This is a genomic window from Sphingomonas canadensis (assembly GCF_026013525.1).
Taxonomy (GTDB): domain Bacteria; phylum Pseudomonadota; class Alphaproteobacteria; order Sphingomonadales; family Sphingomonadaceae; genus Sphingomonas; species Sphingomonas canadensis.
This window is the reverse complement of sequence record NZ_JAPDRA010000001.1, coordinates 996,646-1,013,018: the sequence shown is the minus strand read 5'-3', so window position 1 is coordinate 1,013,018 and position 16,373 is coordinate 996,646. Positions and strand designations below refer to the sequence as shown.

Here is a 16,373-nt window from a genome sequence, read left to right as displayed (position 1 = left end):
TGGGCCTCGACGAAATCAACACCGCATTCGATCTCATGCACCAGGGCAAGTCCATCCGCAGCGTCGTGGTGTTCTGAGCAGCGAAGACATAACGGGAGGGAGAAGGCTGATGCTTACGCACGCGATGGTCGGCACCAACGATCTGGCCAAGGCCAAGGCATTCTACGACGCGACGCTGGGCACCCTGGGGATCGCCCCGGGCTTCGACGCGGGCAACCGCTTCTTCTATATGTCGCCGGGCGGCGCGGCGTTCGGCGTCGGCAAGCCGATCGACGGCGGGGCGGCCAGCTTCGCCAACGGCGGCACGATCGGCTTCGTCGCGGCCAACAAGGATCAGGTGGACGCCTGGCACGCCGCCGGCCTCGCGAACGGCGGCACGTGCGAGGGCGCTCCGGGTAAGCGGCCGGACGCGCCGGGCAACGCCTATGGCGCCTATCTGCGCGATCCGGACGGCAACAAGGTCTGCACCTTCTGCCAGTTGCCGGCCTGAAGCCCGTGGCGATCGAAACGGCAAGCGCCAACCGGTCCCATGGCGGCGTGCAGGGCGTGTACAAGCACGCCTCCGCCGCCACGGGCACCGAAATGACCTTCTCGGTCTTCGTGCCCGATCATGCGGAGGGGGCGAAGCTACCGGTGCTATGGTATCTTTCCGGGCTTACCTGCACCCACGCCAATGTGACCGAGAAGGGCGAGTTCCGCGCCGCCTGCGCCGAACATGGCGTGATCTTCGTCGCGCCCGACACCAGCCCGCGCGGCGAGGGCGTGCCCGACGATGCCGAGGGCGCCTATGACTTCGGCCTGGGCGCCGGCTTCTATGTCGATGCGACGGAGCAGCCCTGGGCCAAGCATTACCGCATGCGCAGCTATATCGAGCAGGAGCTGCCCGCGCTGATCGCCGCCGAATTCCCGATGGCCGACATGGGACGCCAGGGGATCACCGGTCATTCGATGGGCGGCCATGGCGCGCTGACCATCGCGCTGCGCAACCCGGGCCGCTTCGCCTCCGTCTCCGCCTTCGCGCCGATCGTGGCGCCTTCGCAGGTGCCCTGGGGCCAGAAGGCGTTGCCGCTGTATCTGGGCGGCGATCGGGCGGCGTGGCGCGAATATGACAGCGTGGCGCTGATCGAGGATGGCGCGCGGCTGCCCGGGCTGCTTGTGGACCAGGGTGCGGCGGACAATTTCCTCGAAGGCCAGCTCAAGCCCGAACTGCTGGCCGCGGCATGCAAGGCGGCGGGCATCCCGCTCACGCTGCGCATCCGGCCGGGATACGACCACAGCTATTACTTCATCTCCAGCTTCATGGCCGATCATGTCGCCTGGCATGCGGAGCGGCTGAAGGCATGAGCCGGTACGATGTGCTGATCGTCGGTGCCGGGCATGGCGGCGCCCAGGCCGCCATCGCGCTGCGCCAGGGCGGCTTCGCGGGATCGATCGCGATCGTGGGCGACGAGCCGGAGCTGCCCTATGAGCGCCCGCCGCTATCCAAGGAATATCTGGCGGGCGAGAAGAGCTGGGAGCGGCTGCTGATCCGCCAGCCCGCCTTCTGGGACGAGCGGCAGGTGACGATGCTCACCGGCCGGCGCGTGACCGCCGTCGATGCCGCCGCGCACAGCGTGACCACCGCGGACGGCGCCACGATCGGATACGGCAGCCTGATCTGGGCGGCCGGCGGCGACGCGCGGCGTATGGCGTGTCCGGGCGCGGAGCTGGCGGGCATCCACACCGTGCGCAATCGCGCGGACATCGAGGCGATCCTGGCCGAGCTGCCCGGCGTGACGCGCGTCGCCGTGGTCGGCGGCGGCTATATCGGGCTGGAGGCGGCGGCGGTGCTGACCAAGCTCGGCCGCAAGGTGACCGTGATTGAGGCGATGCCCCGCGTGCTGGCGCGCGTGGCGGGCGAGCCGCTGTCGCGCTTCTTCGAGGCGGAGCATCGCGCGCATGGCGTGGACGTGCGCCTGGACACCGCGGTGGAGGGCTTTGCCGGCACCGGTCGCGTGGAGGGCGTGCGGCTGGCGGGCGGCGATACGATCGCCTGCGACATGGCGATCGTGGGCATCGGCATCATCCCTGCCGTGGCGCCTCTGATCGCGGCCGGGGCGGCGGGCGGCAACGGCGTGCGCGTCGACGCACAGTGCCGCACCAGCCTGGCGGACGTCTTCGCGGTGGGCGACTGCGCGCTGCACGCCAACCGCTATGCCGAGGGTGCGGAGATCCGCCTCGAATCGGTGCAGAACGCCAGCGACCAGGCGACGGTGGCGGCCAAGACGATCCTGGGGATCGACGCGGCCTATGACGCGGTGCCCTGGTTCTGGTCGAACCAATATGACCTGAAGCTGCAGACGGTGGGGCTTTCCACCGGCCATGACACGGCGATCGTGCGCGGCGATCCGGCCACGCGCGCCTTTTCCATCATCTATCTGCGCGGCGGCCGCGTGATCGCGATCGACGCGGTCAACGTGACGCGCGATTACGTGCAGGGCCGCAAGCTGGTGACCGAGGGCGCGCGCCCCGATCCCGGCCGGCTGGCCGATGCGGCGGTGCCGCTGAAGGAACTGGCCTGAAAGCTTTCGGCTGCTATGTTCGGTGTTTACGGACCCGCTGGAGTGACCGCCGGATGCTGAACTTCCTGTCGCGCGCATTTGCCGCGCTTGCCCTGCTCCTCGCGCCCGCCGCGCATGCGCAGGTCGCGCGCCCGGCCGATCCGGCGCTGTGGGTGGTGCAGGACGAGGATACGACGATCTATCTGTTCGGCACGGTCCATGTGCTGCGCCCGGGGCTGCAATGGTTCGACAGCGCCGTCTGGGCCGCGTTCAACCAGAGCGACGAGCTGGTGATGGAACTGGCCGATCCGAGCGGGCCGGAGACGGTCGCCACGATCATGAAGCTGGGCATGACCACAACCGGCCCGACGCTGAGCGAGAAGCTGACGGAGGAACAGCGCGCCATCTATCTGCCCGCGCTGAAGGGCATGGGCCTGCCCCCCGCGCTGCTCGACCGGCAGAAGCCGTGGATGGCATCGGTCACGCTGTCGATGCTGCCGCTGCTCAAGGCCGGCTATGATCCGGCCAGCGGCCCCGAATCGATCCTGCTCGCCGCCGCGCGCAAGGGCGGCAAGACGGTGGCCGGGCTGGAGACGGTGGAGGAGCAGCTCGGCTTCTTCGACAAGATGCCGGAAGCCGCGCAGATCGCCGGGCTGATCGACGGGCTCAAGCGGCTCGACGCGGTGACGCCGATGACCGACAACATGGTCGACGCCTGGGCCAAGGGCGATCCCGACACGCTGGGCCGGCTGGTCAGCGAGGCGCCGGGCAGCTCGCCCGAGATGGTCCGTTTCCTGCTCACCGATCGCAACGCCAACTGGGCCAAGTGGATCACGCAGCGCATGGCCCAGCCGGGCGAGGTGTTCATCGCGGTGGGCGCCGGCCATCTGGCGGGCAAGCAGAGCGTACAGGCCTTTCTCGCCAAGCGCGGGTTGAAGGCCAAGCGCATCCTCTACTGATGGCGGAGCCGCGCCCCCTGATCGGCCTGGCGGCCGGCGCGCTGGCCGGGCTGATCGCCGCGGCGGCGCTGGCGGCGATCGAGGCTGCGCCACCGCCCGCCGGGGAGACCGCGGCGGAGGAGGATGGCGCGGAGCCCGAGGCGCTTCCCGCCGTGACGGCGCCACCCGCGCGGGGCGACCGGGTGCGCTATATCGCGGGCGCGGTGCTGGGCGGCATCTATGGCCTGATCGCCGAATACAAGCCGGAGGCGCGCGACGGATTCGCGCCGACCTTCGGCATCGCCACCGCGGCGCTGCTCGATCCGCTGGCGCCGGAGGATGCGGCTGTGGAGGAAACCCACCCCGCCGGGCCGCTCGCCTTCGGGGCGGTGCTGGAGGGCATCCGCGCGCTCATCGCGGGGCGGCGATAGGCCCCGGCAACCTTCCGCGACGCGGCCGGATGCCTCTGTGACCCGCTCGTCTCCGTCGCGCTACAACAGCAGCCCCTCGGCCGGGTCGTGCCCCACCGGGCCTCCGCCACGGCGGCGGGCCAGCTCGGTCTGGGCGGTGAAGCGGATGTCCTCGTCGCGATCGGAAAGGAAGGCGGCGAGGCTGTCGTCGTCGATCTCCCACCATTCCTTGCCGCGATCGGGACCATAGCGCACGCGCGGCAGCAGCCCCGGCACCTTCGACCATTCGACGAGCTGCGCCAGGCTGGCGCTGTTGAGCATGTCGCGCAGGTGGAAGGCGGTGACATAGGCGTCGGGGAAGGCTCGGTGCGCGGGCAGCCCGCGTTCATGCTCCATCCCGTCCGGACGGCGATAATAGCGCAAGATCTGGTTGGAGAAGCCCGGCGCCTCCGGCCACAGCCTGAGCGCGCATTTCCATGTGCAGATCCAGTCCGCGCCGCGGGTGAGCGCGGGGGTGCAGAACTGTTCCTCGAAGCTCGCCCGGTGAGCAGCCAGCGCCACGCGGCGCGGCCAGGGGTCCAGGATCGGCCGGGCTACGTCCTGGAACCAGGGTGCGTCGGCCACATCCTCCTCGCGGATATGGTGGACCGCCATAGTGAGCGGCGGGATCGGCCGGCCGGGATTGACCATCACCGAACCGCCGGTTCCCTCCAGCTCCCAGCGCCCGTCCTTGCCCAGCGCCACGTCCTGCCAGCCGATCTCGAGCACGCCGTGCTGCGGCGGCGCGTTGCCGGTGGTCTCAAGGTCGATGACGCGGACGATCTGGGGAGGCGGGGGAGCCATGGGCGCCTAGGTGGGGGCTAACGGCCGGGAAAGCGAGTCAAAAGCGGCGGACGCCGCCGCCGCGCCGCCCGGCCCCTGCGTCAGTGCCCCGCCTCAATGCCCTGCCTGCGGCCCGCGCACCAGGCCGCTCTTGGCGAGCTGGTCGTCGATCTGGGCGAGCAGGCGATCCAGCCCCTCCTGGGTCTTCGCCTCGGCGCGGGCGACCAGCACGTCCTGGGTGTTCGACGCGCGCAGCAGCCACCATCCGTCGGGCGTGTTCACGCGCGCGCCATCGGTGCGGTTCACGTCGGCACCATCGGCCTCCAGTCGGTCCAGCACCTCGTCCACCACCGCGAACTTGCGGCTCTCGTCCACCTGGAAGCGCATCTCGGGCGTGTTGATCAGTTCCGGCATCGCGTCCTTGATCTCGGTGAGCGACTTGCCGATCGCATGCACCGCGCCGATCAGCCGCACGGCGGCGTACTGGGCGTCGTCGAAGCCGTAATATTGGTGCGCGAAGAAGATGTGGCCGCTCATCTCGCCGGCCAGCGGCGCGTGCGTTTCCTTCATCTTGGTCTTGATCAGGCTGTGGCCGGTCTTCCACATCAGCGGCTGGCCGCCCAGCTCGGCGATGCGATCGTACAGCATCTGGCTGGCCTTCACGTCGGCGATGATTGTCGATCCGGGCTCCGCGCGCAGCACGGGTTCGGCCAGAATGGACAGAAGCTGATCGCCCCATACGACGCGGCCCAGCCCGTCGATCGCGCCGATCCGGTCGCCGTCGCCATCGAAGGCCAGTCCGAAATCGAGCTTCTTCTCCGCGACCAGTGCCTTCAGGTCCGCCAGGTTCTTCTCTTCGGTGGGATCGGGATGATGGTTGGGGAAATTGCCGTCCACTTCGGTGAAGAGCAGATGATGCTCACCCGGCAGGAGCTTGACCAGCTTCTCGATCACCGGGCCGGCCGCGCCGTTGCCCGTATCCCAGCCGATGCGATAGCTGCCGCCGGCATAGCCTTCGAACAGGCGCGCGACGTAAAGGTCCTCGATATCGGCGTCGCTGACCGTGCCGGTGCCTTCCTCCCAATCGCCCACGGCCGACATCTTGCCGATCGTCTGAATATCCTCGCCGAAAAAGGCGCGGTGCTGGAACACCATCTTGAAGCCGTTGTAATCGCCGGGATTATGGCTGCCGGTTATCTGGATGCCGCCGTCCACCTCCAGCGTGGCCTCGGCATAATATAGCATCGGCGTCGGCCCCATGCCGGTGCGCACCACATCGACGCCGGAGGCGTTGAGCCCCGCGATCAGCGACTTCTCCAGCTCGGGCGAGGAGACGCGGCCGTCGCGGCCCACCGCCACGCGCGTGCCGCCCGCGCGGCGCAGCAGCGTCGCGAAGCTGCGGCCGATCGCATAGGCATCGGCAGGCCCCAATGTCTTCCCCACGATTCCACGGATGTCGTATTCGCGCAGCGAGGTGGGATTGAAGACGTGAGTCATGGAGCCTCCAAGGCGTTCTGTTGTGCGTGCCTAATCCGCGAGACGGCGGGAAAGTTCAACCCTGCTGCGCCGCACAATTTTGTTGCGGGTCCGTGACTGGTACGGAAATCCGGGCCGCAAGCGCCGCTGCAAGGCGCCTTACCGCAGCTTGCCGAGCAGCACGTCGCGCGCTGCGTTGATTCGGCGGGTGAGCTCTTCCGATCCGCCGCGATCGGGATGGACGGCCGTGACCAGCCGGCGGTGGGCCGCACGAATCGCCTCTTCGTCCGCGCGCTCGCCCACGCCCAGCACGGCGCGCGCCTCCGCCTCCGGCATCGGCGGGCGCGGCGCGGTCTTGCGCAGCAGCAGCCACAGCGCCGCGATCAGCAGCGCGGCAAGGACGAGCTTCGACATTTCAGGCGAACAGCGGCAGCGCCGGCTCCGGCAGCGCCAGCCCGGCCATCATCTCGCGCAGTTCCTGCCGCGCGGCGACATGCGCCAGCCCCATGTCGCCGAATTCGCGCGAATCGAGCATCGTCAGCCCCTGGGGGAACAGCTCGCGATAGATCACGCGCTCCGACAGGCCGGAAATGACGCGGAAGCCGACGCGGCGCGAAAGCTGGTCGATCGCCTCCGACACGCGCTTCATGTTGCGCGCCTCGATGTGCTGCATGCGATTGCGCAGCACCACCCAGTCGATCGTCTCGCCATCCTCCTTGGCGCGGCGCTTGCGCGATTCCCAGATCAGCTCCGAATAGAAGCTGGGGCGGATCACGCGGAACGTCTCCGGATCGACCTGGCCGATCAGGTCGAAATCGACGAAGCTGTCGTTCATCGGCGTGACCAGCGTATCGGCGTTGGTGACCGCGATGCGCGCGAAGCGATCGTCGCGGCCCGGCGTGTCGATCACCAGGAAATCGGCCGCGTCGCTCAGTTCGTCGAGCAGTTCGGAGAAGCGGGCGATGCTTTCGCCGTCATGCGTCTCATACCGCGGCATCGGCAACTCGCGGCCCGTGCGCGCGATGGTGGCGGCGCGGTTGTCCAGATAACGGCCCAGCGTGCGCTGGCGATGATCGAGATCGAGGCAGGCGACGCGCGCGCCCTTCACGGTAAGCGCGATCGCGGTATGCACCGCCGTCGTCGACTTGCCCGTGCCGCCCTTTTCGTTGGCGAACACGATTACATGTAGCCGTTTCGGTGCGTCGCCCAAGGCGCGTTCATCCCTTGCTTGATCGTGCGGCCCCTCCCCCATAGAAGGCCGCCCCTCCCTGTCTTATCGAAAGTGTTAATGCGTGCAAACTCTCCGTGATCTGGATGCGCTGCGCGAAGCGGTTTCCGCCTATCGCGCGGGCGGCGAGCGCGTGGCGCTGGTCCCGACCATGGGGGCGCTGCACGCGGGGCACATGGCGCTGGTGGAGGCCGCGCGCCGCGCCGCGGACCGGGTGGCCGTTTCGATCTTCGTCAATCCGCGCCAGTTCGGCCCGAACGAGGACTTCGCCCGCTATCCGCGCAAGGAGCAGACCGATTCGGCGATGCTGAAGCGCGCGGGCGTGGACCTGTTGTGGATGCCGCCGGTGGAAGTGATGTATCCGGAGGGATACGCCACCAACATCTCCGTCTCCGGCGTCAGCGATCGCTGGGACGGCGCGGCGCGGCCGGGCCATTTCGACGGGGTGGCGACCGTGGTGGCCAAGCTGTTCAATCAGGTCCGCCCCGATATCGCGCTGTTCGGCGAGAAGGACTGGCAGCAGCTCCAGGTGATCCGCCGCATGGTCACCGACCTGAACCTGGGGATCGATATTCAGGGCGTGCTCACCCAGCGCGAGGACGACGGGCTCGCGCTCTCCTCGCGCAACGTCTATCTTTCGCCCGAGGAGCGGACGCGGGCGGTGGCGCTGCCCCGCGCGCTGGGCGCCGCCGAACGAGCGATTGCCGACGGCGCAGATCCCGAAGCCGCGCTGGCCCAGGCCCGCGAGACGCTGACCGCCGCGGGCTTCGAGATCGACTATGTCGCGCTGGTCGACGCCGCGACGCTGGGCGATCCGGCGGAGGACCGGCCCCGCCGGCTGATCGCCGCGGCGCGGATGGGCGCCACCCGCCTGATCGACAACATCCCCGTAGATGAACGTATACGGTAAATTCCGTTAACCATATGTTCGTAATTGGCCTGTCAGAACGTACCCGTCACATCCAGCGATGTGGACAACAAAGGGGTAGCGACGATGGGCAGCAGCCTGAAGAGTGCGCGGTTCCTGATCGAAAGCCGGCTGCGGGATGCGGCCCGGGGCGACGCGCAAGCATGTTTCGACCTTGGCATGGTCTATTCGTCCGGATCGGACGGCGTGGACATGGATCTGGTCGAGGCGCACAAATGGTTCAACATCGCCGCCCTTTCGGGCGACGAGCACGCGATGGAATGCCGGGCGGAGATCGCCGAGGACATGAGCGCGCGTGAGATCATCGCGGCCCAGAAGGCCGCACGCGACTGGCTGGCACTGACGCAGCGCCGGGCGGCGTAAGGCACGGCCCCTCCCTTGCGGGGAGGGATTACGCCTTCTTCTTCGCCGCTGGCTTCTTCGCCGTGGCCTTTTTCGGTGCCGCCTTCTTCTTGCCCTTGCCCTTCGCCGGTGCGGCGGCGGCGCGGGCGTCGATTAGCTGGGCGGCCTCCTCCAGCGTCAGCGCGTCCTTGTCGATCGTCTTGGGCAGCGTCGCGTTGGTCGTGCCGTCGGTCACATAGGCGCCGTAGCGGCCGTCCATCAGCTTGATCTCGGCATCGGTGCGCGGATGCTTGCCCAGCAGCTTCAGCGGCTCGCGGCTGCCGCGCTGCGGGCGCCCCGCCCCCGCCGCCGCTTCGGCCAGCTTGACCACCGCCGCGTTCATGCCGGTCTCGAACACCTCGGCGGTGGAATGCAGCCGGGCATATTTGCCGTCATGCGCCAGATAGGGGCCATAGCGGCCGATCGAGGCGGTGATCGGCTTGCCGCTCTCCGGATGGTCGCCGATCGTGCGCGGCAGCTTCAGCAGCTTGAGCGCCCATTCGAGATCGAGGTCGATATCCTTGGGGATCGAGGCGCGCGCGGCCTCCTTGCCCTCGCCGAGCTGGATATAGGGGCCGAAGCGGCCCGCCTTGCGCTCCACCTTCAGCCCGGTTTCGGGATCGGTGCCCAGCAGCTCCGGCTCGGACGATTCGGCGCCCTCGCCGCCCGGCTGGGCGAAACGGCGGGTGTATTTGCAGTCGGGATAGTTGGAACAGGCGACAAAGGCGCCGAAGCGGCCGCCGCGCAGCGCCAGCCGCCCGGTGCCGCAGGTGGGGCACAGGCGCGGATCGCTCCCGTCCGCACGGGGCGGGAACAGATAGGATTCCAGGAACAGGTCGAGCGCGGCGGTGATCTCCGACGGCTTCTGCTCCATCACCTCGGCGGTGCGCGGCTTGAAATCGCGCCAGAAGGCATCGAGCACCGCCTGCCAGCCGGCACGGCCGCCGGACACATCGTCCAGTTCCTCCTCCAGCTCGGCGGTGAAGTCGTAATTGACGTATTTCTCGAAGAACCGTTCGAGGAATGCGGTCAGCAGCCGGCCGCTCTCCTCGGCGAAGAAGCGGTTCTTCTCGACGCGCACATAGGCACGGTCCTTGAGCACCTGGATGATCGAGGCATAGGTTGAGGGCCGCCCGATCCCCAGCTCCTCCAGCCGCTTGACCAGCGAAGCCTCGCTGAAACGCGGCGGGGGCTGGGTGAAATGCTGTTCGGCGGCGACGCCCTTCTTGGCGGGCACGTCGCCCTGCGACAGCTTCGGCAGGCGCTTCGAATCCTCGTCGTCCGCGGCGTCGGCCTGCTGGCCGGAGCCGCCGCTGAAGACCCGGTCGTCGCGGCCTTCCTCATAGAGCGCGAGATAGCCGGGGAAGAGCACAACCTGGCCGGTGGCGCGCAGCGCGTGGCTGCCGGTGGCGTCCTCCAACTCGATCGTGGTGCGTTCCAGCCGCGCCGAGGCCATCTGGCTGGCCAGCGCGCGCTTCCAGATCAGGTCATAGAGCCGCCCGTGATCGCCTGATCCGGCGCGATCGCGGCCGAAATCGGTGGGGCGGATCGCCTCGTGCGCTTCCTGCGCGTTCTTGGCCTTGGTCTGATACTGGCGCGGCTTTTCCGGGACGTAATGGCCGTCGTAGCGATCCACGACCGCCTTGCGCGCCGCCTGGATCGCGGACGGGTCCATCTGGACGCCGTCGGTACGCATATAGGTGATCGCCCCGTCCTCGTAGAGCGCCTGGGCGATGCGCATCGTGTGGCTGGCGGAGAAGCCCAGCTTGCGCGCGGCCTCCTGCTGCAGCGTCGAGGTGGTGAAGGGCGGCGGCGGATTGCGCGTGGCGGGCTTGGTCTCGACCGAGGCGACGGTGAAGCGCCCCTCCTCCACCGATTGCTTCGCCGCCTCCGCGGTCTTGCCGTCGCCGATCGACAAGCGGTCGAGCTTGTTGCCCTTCCACTTCACCAGCCGCGCCTGGAAGGGCGTGCCGTCCTGCTCCAAATCGGCGGTGACCGACCAATATTCCTGCGTGACGAACGACTCGATCTCGCGCTCGCGCTCGACGATCAGGCGCAGCGCCACCGATTGCACGCGCCCCGCCGACTTGGCGCCGGGCAGCTTGCGCCACAGCACCGGCGAGAGCGTGAAGCCCACCAGATAGTCGAGCGCGCGGCGGGCGCGATAGGCGTCGATCAGATCGGTATCCAGCTCGCGCGGATGCTCCATCGCGGTCAGGATCGCGGGCTTGGTGATCGCGTTGAAGGTGACGCGCTCCACCTTGGCGGGCAGCGCCTTGCGGCCCTTCAGCACCTCCTGCACGTGCCAGCTAATCGCCTCGCCCTCGCGATCGGGGTCGGTAGCCAGGATCAGCCGGTCGGCCTTCTTCGCCTCGTCGGCGATGGCCTTCAGTTGCTTGCCCTTGTCGGCATAGGCCTCCCACTCCATCGCGAAGCCCTGATCGGGATCGACCGATCCGTCACGCGCGGGAAGATCGCGGACATGGCCATAGCTGGCCAGCACCCGATAGTCCGAGCCCAGATATTTCTCGATGGTCTTCGCCTTGGCGGGCGATTCGACGATTACAAGCTGCATGGGATTGTGATTCTGTCCTTCACACGTACGCGCGAGGATGTGGAGCGCGACCCGCCACCGTCAAGCCATGCGCGTTGACCGCGGGACGATTGGAACATATTAAGAACGAAATCCAGGGAGCGATTCGATGCTGAGCGGCGGCTGCCATTGCGGGGTGATCCGGTACGAGATGGACGTCAGCGACGTGCGTTACAGCGCGCTGTGTCATTGCGATGACTGCCGGCGCCATTCGGGCGCGCCGATGGTGGCGTGGTCGCTGGTGCCGCATACCGCGCTGGCGATAACGGGCGATCCGGCGACCTATGCCTCGTCCGCCAACGCGGTGCGCCATTTCTGCGCGGCGTGCGGCACGGGCCTGTTCTATACCAACGCCACCGTCTTCCCCGGCATGATCGACGTGCAGACCGCGACGCTGGACGATCCCGATGCGCTGCCGCCGCAGATCCATGTGCAGGTGGCCGATCGCCCGGCATGGGGCGCGACGATGCACGCGCTGCCGGCATTCGATCGTTATCCGGGCTGATGCCGGTCCCCCGGCCCGCCTCGCCTGGGCGAAGCGGACCGGGACGCGTGCGGATCAGTCCTGCGCCTTTCCGAAATCGGGCGGCAGGATGCAGCGGCCGCCGTCATATTGGCCGACGCTGCGGATCACCTCCTGCTTCTCCGGCTCCACCCGGCGGCCGGAGATCTGGCTGTCGAGCACGCGGCCGATCAGCGCGTCCAGCTTGGTGACCAGATAGCAATCGATCGCGGGCGGCGCGTGCGGATTGCCGATGCCGCTGTCGTCGGTGAGGAACAGGTAGCGCGACTGGGTGGAGGCGGCCATCGCGCGCATGATATATTCCGCGCCGTCGCCCACGCCCGATGCCGCGACGGGCACGATCTGGATGCGCCGCGCGCGCGCCCATTCGGCCGCCTCCCACGTCTTCGCCACATCCTCCGCATGCGGCGGCGCATCGGCGACGAGCAGCAGCGATTTCACCGCGTCCGGCCGCCAATCGAGCGCGACGGCGCGGCCCATCGCCACCTCCATCGCCTCCGGATAGTCGCCCCCGCCGCCCGCGAAATGCTGGCGCAGGCTCGACTGGATCGAATCGATCCGCCCCGTGAACGGATAGGTGCGGGTGACATAATCGTCGCCCTGATCGCGATAGGGGATCAGCGCCAGGCGGATGTCCAGCCCCTGGTGACGCGCCGAAAGCCGGTCGATGATCGCCTTCAGCTCGGTCTTCAGATACTCGATCTCGTCGCCCATGCTGCCGGTGGTGTCGATCACCAGCGCCAGATCGAAGCGCTTCACCGCGCCCGCGCCGCCGCCGACGGTCAGCGTCTGCACCTGGCTGCCCGCATCGGCAATCGCCACGCTGCGCGCGGCGGCGCCGGGCGCCCCGATCTTCACCGAGGCTCCCAGCCGGTCGAGCCCGGGGAAGAACACCGCGGTGCCGTCCGCCAGCGTGGACAGCGTCAGCGTGTTGCCATCCGCGCAGGTCAGCGTCACCGGGGCGAAGGGCACGGCGCGGCCCTGCCGGTCCTTCACCGCCACCGTCAGCACGCGCGAGGTATCGACGCGCGGCACGCCTTGAAGCGATTCGGACTTCAGGAAGCCATCGACATAGGCGGCATAGAGCTCCGGATTGAGCAGGTCGTCATGGTCGCCCGCGGTGAGCAGGCCGGCGCGGATCTGCGGCTGGCGCGGGGCGAAGCTGCTGCTGCCGTCGAAGCCCAGCCGCGGGGCAGGCGCGACGACGCCGGGCGCGGGCGCGCGGCTGGCCTTGGCGGTTTCCCCGCCGCTCGCCGCGCGCGCGCCGCCGCCGTCGGCATCGACCGCGGACGGCGCCACCGGCACCGCCATCGGCGGCGGAGGGGGCGGCGGCGGAGGAGGGGGCGCGGGCGGCGGGGGCATCGGAGCGGGAGGCGCCTCAAGGGCTACAGCCCCGCGGTCCCGCGATTCCCAGCGCGGCTGCTTCTGCTGCTCAACCTTGGGCTCGGGCGGCAGCGGCGCGGGGCGCACGGCGCGGCGGCACAGGCCCTGCTGGGCGGGCTGCTGCGCATCGGCAAGGATACCCGCCGCCCGTGCCGGCGCCACGCCCGGCACAGGCGCCACCAATGCCACGCCGCCCAGAATCGATCCGCCGAGCAGGCCGGCAACCATCCATGCACGCATCGCTACGCTCCCCTACAATGATATACTGTAACCTGATTGTTCCGGCCGCGAGATTAACCCAGGCTGACTCTGCCGCCTGCGTGCCGTTCCAGCCGCCCGCCCAGCTCAAGCTCGAGCAGCACCGTCTGCACCACCGCGGGGGGGAGGCCCGACTGGCGGATCAGCTCGTCGATCGCCACCGGCACCGGGCCGAGCAGCGCGGCGACGGCGGCGCGCTCCGCATCGCCCGGATCGGCCGGCGGGGCGGCGCCGAAGGCCACGGGCGGCGCGCGGAGCGCACGCGGATCGATCGGGCGAACCGCCTCCAGGATATCGTCGGCGCTCTGCACCAGCGTCGCGCCCTCGCGGATCAGCAGGTTGCATCCCTGCGCGCGCGGATCGAGCGGGGAGCCGGGCACCGCCATCACCTCGCGCCCCGCCTCTGCGGCGATTCGCGCGGTGATCAGCGATCCCGATCGCGGCGCCGCCTCCACCACCACCGTGCCCAGGCACAGCCCGGCGATGATGCGGTTGCGCGAGGGGAAGAAGCGCGCCAGCGGCTCCGTGCCCGGCGGCTGTTCGGCGACCAGCAGCCCATCCTGGGCGATGCGTTCCTGAAGCTCGCGGTTCTCGGGCGGGAAGGCGCGGTCGATGCCGCTGGCGATCACCCCGATCGTGCCCGTACCGATCGATCCGGCGTGCGCCGCGGTATCGATCCCGCGCGCCAGGCCGGAGACAACCGTCACCCCCGCCTCGCCCAGCGCATGGGCAAGCTGGCGCGCGAAGCGGCAGGCCGCTGCGGAGGCGTTGCGCGCACCCACCATCGCCACGCAGCTCCGGGCGGCAATCCCGCCGTCGCCGCGCACGATCAGCACGGGCGGCGCGCTGTCCAGCTCCGCCAGCAGCGCCGGATAGCCGGGATCGCCCAGGAACAGATAGCGCGCGCCCAGCCGCTCGACGCGGGCGATCTCGCGCAGCACCAGATCGCGATCGGCGATCTGCGGCGCCCGCCCCCCGCCGCGCGCGGCGAGCATCGGCAAGGCCTCCAGCGCCGCCGCCGCGCCGCCGAAGCGCGCGATCAACTGGGCATAGGTGACCGGACCGACATTGGCCGAACGGATCAGGCGGAGCCGGTCCTCGCGCGCGTCCTCAGCCACCCTTGGCGCCGACGCGCGGCTCGGTGCCGCTCAACAGCCGGTCGATGTTGGCGCGGTGGTTCCACACGGTGATCAGCGCCAGGCCGAGCAGCAGGAACACCAGTTCGAACCGCGCGAAGAAGGCGGCGCTGACCGGCGCGCTGACCGCCGCCGTCATCCCCGCCAGCGACGAGATGCGCACCAGCCCGAGCATCCCCAGCCACACCGCGGCATAGACCAGCCCACTGGGCCAGTGCAGCGCCAGCACCACGCCCATCAGCGTCGCCACGCCCTTGCCGCCGCGGAACTTGAGCCACACCGGGAAGCAATGGCCCAGAAAGGCGCCGAGCCCGCCCAGCATCGCCGTGCCCGGGAACAGCGCCTCGGCCAGCAGCACCGCCGCCGCGCCCTTGGCCATGTCCAGCAGCAGCGTGGCCGCGGCCAGCCCCTTGCGGCCGGTGCGCAGCACGTTGGTGGCGCCGATGTTGCCCGATCCGATCTGGCGCAGGTCCCCCGCCCCGCCCAGCCGCGTCAACAGCACGCCGAAGGGGATCGAGCCCAGCAGATAGCCGAGCAGCAGCGCTGCCGTGGCCGGCATCCAGACGACTTCGGTGGTCAAGCGCAATCCCCCTGCCTGTGCGTAGGAAGGCTAGGCGTTCGCATGGGCAAACGCAATGTTCTGAGTTACTTGGCCCGGATGAGCGATTCGCGGCCCGTGCTGTTCTTCGATTCCGGGGTGGGCGGGCTTTCGGTGCTGGCGCCGGCACGCGCGCTGCTGCCGCGGGCGCCGCTGGTCTATGTCGCGGATTCGGAGGGGTTTCCCTATGGCACGCGCAGCGAGGCCGAGATCGCGGCGCGCGTCCCCGCGCTGCTGGGGCGGCTGGCGGAGCGTTACGATCCGCGGCTGATCGTGATCGCGTGCAACACCGCGTCCACCATCGCGCTGGCCGGGGTGCGCGCCGCGCTGCACCTGCCCGTGGTGGGCACCGTGCCCGCGATCAAGCCCGCGGCGGAGATGAGCGTCACGCGCACGATCGGCGTGCTCGGCACCGAGGCGACGGTGCGCCAGCCCTATGTCGACGATCTGGCGGCGCGCTTCGCCGCGGACTGCACGGTACTGCGCCACGGATCGGCCGAGCTGGTGCAACTGGCGGAAGACAAGCTGCACGGGCGCCCCGTGCCGCCCGAACGGCTCCGCGTGGTGCTGGACGGGCTGTTCGGCCAGCCGGGCGGCGACAGGATCGACGTGATCGTCAACGCCTGCACCCATTTCCCGCTGCTGGCGGACGAGATGGCCGCCGTGGCGCCGCATCCGGTGCGCTTCGTCGACGGGGGGCCGGGGATCGCACGGCGCATCGCGCACCTGACCGAGGGGCAGGAATGGCCCGCCGTGCCGCCGCCGGGCCGCGCGGTCTTCACCCGGCTGGACGCGGACGCGCGCGCCCTTGCCCCGGCGCTGGCCCGCCATGGGCTGACGGAGATCGCGGCGCTTTAGGGCCGGTTCGCCTTTGGCGTAATCGGGGGCGGGCCGGCGCGGCCGAAACGGGACAGCCTCTACCGCCCCGGCACGTGCATCCGGACGAGACCTGCCGGCAAGGCGGCTTCCCCGCGCTGGAGCTCGGCATAGTGATCGGCCAGTTCCAGATGGGCCAGCCGCGCGGCGCAATCGGTGCAGCGCGCGGCGTTGCTCCGCTCCTGCCGCTCGCGCCGGGCATAATATTCCAGGTCCTGATCCGGCATCGCGCCGCTCCCATTGGCTGGCGGCGGAAACGGCTGCGCCCGGCTGCACCGATGCA

18 protein-coding genes are annotated in these 16,373 nt (G+C 69.6%); 9 read left to right on the top strand and 9 right to left on the bottom strand.

Annotation, left to right across the window (positions count from 1 at the left end):
* Positions 1–109 precede the first annotated feature (109 nt).
* The 5 genes from OM513_RS04920 to OM513_RS04900 are packed head-to-tail and all read left to right on the top strand — an operon-like array spanning position 110 to position 3,909.
* Positions 110–490 (top strand): VOC family protein, encoded by a 381-nt coding sequence (locus tag OM513_RS04920; protein WP_264942998.1) that lies wholly within the window; start codon positions 110–112, stop codon positions 488–490.
* Positions 491–495: 5 nt separating this feature from the next.
* Positions 496–1,344 carry an S-formylglutathione hydrolase gene (fghA, locus tag OM513_RS04915; protein ID WP_380916213.1) on the top strand — a complete coding sequence of 283 codons (849 nt, stop codon included), beginning with the start codon at positions 496–498 and terminating at the stop codon, positions 1,342–1,344.
* Positions 1,341–2,561 (top strand): NAD(P)/FAD-dependent oxidoreductase, encoded by a 1,221-nt coding sequence (locus tag OM513_RS04910; protein ID WP_264942997.1) that lies wholly within the window; start codon positions 1,341–1,343, stop codon positions 2,559–2,561. Before fghA ends, OM513_RS04910 begins: the two co-directional genes overlap by 4 nt.
* Before the next feature lie 53 nt (positions 2,562–2,614).
* Positions 2,615–3,499 (top strand): TraB/GumN family protein, encoded by an 885-nt coding sequence (locus OM513_RS04905; RefSeq protein WP_264942996.1) that lies wholly within the window; start codon positions 2,615–2,617, stop codon positions 3,497–3,499.
* The gene (locus OM513_RS04900; RefSeq protein ID WP_264942995.1) at positions 3,499–3,909 is read left to right on the top strand and encodes a DUF1440 domain-containing protein; all 411 of its coding nucleotides are present in this window, start codon (positions 3,499–3,501) and stop codon (positions 3,907–3,909) included. The genes OM513_RS04905 and OM513_RS04900 overlap by 1 nt, the downstream gene beginning before the upstream one ends.
* Positions 3,910–3,969: 60 nt before the next feature.
* Here OM513_RS04900 and OM513_RS04895 read toward each other — a convergent pair whose 3' ends face one another.
* The 4 genes from OM513_RS04895 to OM513_RS04880 all read right to left on the bottom strand — a co-directional run bounded on the left by OM513_RS04895 (position 3,970) and on the right by OM513_RS04880 (position 7,438).
* Positions 3,970–4,731: an exonuclease domain-containing protein gene (locus OM513_RS04895; protein WP_264942994.1), complete on the bottom strand. Its 762-nt coding sequence runs from the start codon at positions 4,729–4,731 to the stop codon at positions 3,970–3,972.
* A 93-nt stretch (positions 4,732–4,824) separates the two neighbouring features.
* Positions 4,825–6,207: a phosphoglucomutase/phosphomannomutase PgmG gene (pgmG, locus tag OM513_RS04890; RefSeq protein WP_264942993.1), complete on the bottom strand. Its 1,383-nt coding sequence runs from the start codon at positions 6,205–6,207 to the stop codon at positions 4,825–4,827.
* 138 nt (positions 6,208–6,345) lie between these two features.
* Positions 6,346–6,600, bottom strand: coding sequence for a DnaJ domain-containing protein (locus OM513_RS04885; RefSeq protein ID WP_264942992.1), 255 nt, complete (start codon positions 6,598–6,600; stop codon positions 6,346–6,348).
* Position 6,601: 1 nt separating this feature from the next.
* Positions 6,602–7,438 carry a division plane positioning ATPase MipZ gene (locus tag OM513_RS04880; protein ID WP_264942991.1) on the bottom strand — a complete coding sequence of 279 codons (837 nt, stop codon included), beginning with the start codon at positions 7,436–7,438 and terminating at the stop codon, positions 6,602–6,604.
* Between the two features lie 40 nt (positions 7,439–7,478).
* Between OM513_RS04880 and panC the strand changes: the two genes are divergently transcribed.
* Together panC and OM513_RS04870 are read left to right on the top strand one after the other, a co-directional pair.
* Positions 7,479–8,324: a pantoate--beta-alanine ligase gene (panC, locus tag OM513_RS04875; RefSeq protein WP_264942990.1), complete on the top strand. Its 846-nt coding sequence runs from the start codon at positions 7,479–7,481 to the stop codon at positions 8,322–8,324.
* 84 nt (positions 8,325–8,408) lie between these two features.
* Complete coding sequence (locus tag OM513_RS04870; RefSeq protein WP_264942989.1) at positions 8,409–8,705, top strand: SEL1-like repeat protein; 297 nt, start codon at positions 8,409–8,411, stop codon at positions 8,703–8,705.
* A 28-nt stretch (positions 8,706–8,733) separates the two neighbouring features.
* Here OM513_RS04870 and topA read toward each other — a convergent pair whose 3' ends face one another.
* Positions 8,734–11,298 (bottom strand): type I DNA topoisomerase, encoded by a 2,565-nt coding sequence (gene topA / locus OM513_RS04865; protein ID WP_264942988.1) that lies wholly within the window; start codon positions 11,296–11,298, stop codon positions 8,734–8,736.
* Between the two features lie 127 nt (positions 11,299–11,425).
* On the opposite strand from topA, the gene OM513_RS04860 reads away from it, so the two are divergent.
* Entirely contained in the window at positions 11,426–11,821 is a 396-nt protein-coding gene (locus tag OM513_RS04860) for a GFA family protein (protein WP_264942987.1), read from the top strand.
* Positions 11,822–11,875: 54 nt separating this feature from the next.
* On the opposite strand, the gene OM513_RS04855 is transcribed toward OM513_RS04860, so the two are convergent.
* The 3 genes from OM513_RS04855 to plsY are packed head-to-tail and all read right to left on the bottom strand — an operon-like array spanning position 11,876 to position 15,175.
* A complete protein-coding gene (locus OM513_RS04855; RefSeq protein WP_264942986.1) occupies positions 11,876–13,462 on the bottom strand; it encodes a vWA domain-containing protein in 1,587 nt (528 codons plus the stop codon).
* Between the two features lie 53 nt (positions 13,463–13,515).
* Positions 13,516–14,598, bottom strand: a complete 1,083-nt coding sequence (gene dprA, locus OM513_RS04850; protein WP_264942985.1) for a DNA-processing protein DprA — start codon at positions 14,596–14,598, stop codon at positions 13,516–13,518.
* A complete protein-coding gene (gene plsY, locus OM513_RS04845) occupies positions 14,591–15,175 on the bottom strand; it encodes a glycerol-3-phosphate 1-O-acyltransferase PlsY (RefSeq protein ID WP_264943049.1) in 585 nt (194 codons plus the stop codon). The genes dprA and plsY overlap by 8 nt, the downstream gene beginning before the upstream one ends.
* A gap of 99 nt (positions 15,176–15,274) precedes the next feature.
* Here plsY and murI point away from each other — a divergent pair, with 99 nt between their 5' ends.
* Positions 15,275–16,072, top strand: a complete 798-nt coding sequence (gene murI, locus OM513_RS04840; protein ID WP_264942984.1) for a glutamate racemase — start codon at positions 15,275–15,277, stop codon at positions 16,070–16,072.
* Positions 16,073–16,131: 59 nt separating this feature from the next.
* Here the strand turns inward: murI and OM513_RS04835 are convergent, their stop codons facing one another.
* Positions 16,132–16,317 (bottom strand): hypothetical protein, encoded by a 186-nt coding sequence (locus OM513_RS04835; RefSeq protein WP_264942983.1) that lies wholly within the window; start codon positions 16,315–16,317, stop codon positions 16,132–16,134.
* Positions 16,318–16,373 lie beyond the last annotated feature (56 nt).

Excerpts from the sequence above, each read along its gene's own strand:
- OM513_RS04920 (WP_264942998.1), top strand. The coding sequence starts at position 110 with ATGCTTACGCACGCGATGGTCGGCACCAACGATCTGGCCAAGGCCAAG.
- OM513_RS04910 (WP_264942997.1), top strand. The coding sequence starts at position 1,341 with ATGAGCCGGTACGATGTGCTGATCGTCGGTGCCGGGCATGGCGGCGCC.
- OM513_RS04905 (WP_264942996.1), top strand. The coding sequence starts at position 2,615 with ATGCTGAACTTCCTGTCGCGCGCATTTGCCGCGCTTGCCCTGCTCCTC.
- OM513_RS04900 (WP_264942995.1), top strand. The coding sequence starts at position 3,499 with ATGGCGGAGCCGCGCCCCCTGATCGGCCTGGCGGCCGGCGCGCTGGCC.
- OM513_RS04895 (WP_264942994.1), bottom strand. The coding sequence starts at position 4,731 with ATGGCTCCCCCGCCTCCCCAGATCGTCCGCGTCATCGACCTTGAGACC.
- pgmG (WP_264942993.1), bottom strand. The coding sequence starts at position 6,207 with ATGACTCACGTCTTCAATCCCACCTCGCTGCGCGAATACGACATCCGT.
- OM513_RS04885 (WP_264942992.1), bottom strand. The coding sequence starts at position 6,600 with ATGTCGAAGCTCGTCCTTGCCGCGCTGCTGATCGCGGCGCTGTGGCTG.
- OM513_RS04880 (WP_264942991.1), bottom strand. The coding sequence starts at position 7,438 with ATGGGGGAGGGGCCGCACGATCAAGCAAGGGATGAACGCGCCTTGGGC.
- OM513_RS04870 (WP_264942989.1), top strand. The coding sequence starts at position 8,409 with ATGGGCAGCAGCCTGAAGAGTGCGCGGTTCCTGATCGAAAGCCGGCTG.
- topA (WP_264942988.1), bottom strand. The coding sequence starts at position 11,298 with ATGCAGCTTGTAATCGTCGAATCGCCCGCCAAGGCGAAGACCATCGAG.
- OM513_RS04860 (WP_264942987.1), top strand. The coding sequence starts at position 11,426 with ATGCTGAGCGGCGGCTGCCATTGCGGGGTGATCCGGTACGAGATGGAC.
- OM513_RS04855 (WP_264942986.1), bottom strand. The coding sequence starts at position 13,462 with ATGCGTGCATGGATGGTTGCCGGCCTGCTCGGCGGATCGATTCTGGGC.
- plsY (WP_264943049.1), bottom strand. The coding sequence starts at position 15,175 with ATGCCGGCCACGGCAGCGCTGCTGCTCGGCTATCTGCTGGGCTCGATC.
- murI (WP_264942984.1), top strand. The coding sequence starts at position 15,275 with ATGAGCGATTCGCGGCCCGTGCTGTTCTTCGATTCCGGGGTGGGCGGG.
- OM513_RS04835 (WP_264942983.1), bottom strand. The coding sequence starts at position 16,317 with ATGCCGGATCAGGACCTGGAATATTATGCCCGGCGCGAGCGGCAGGAG.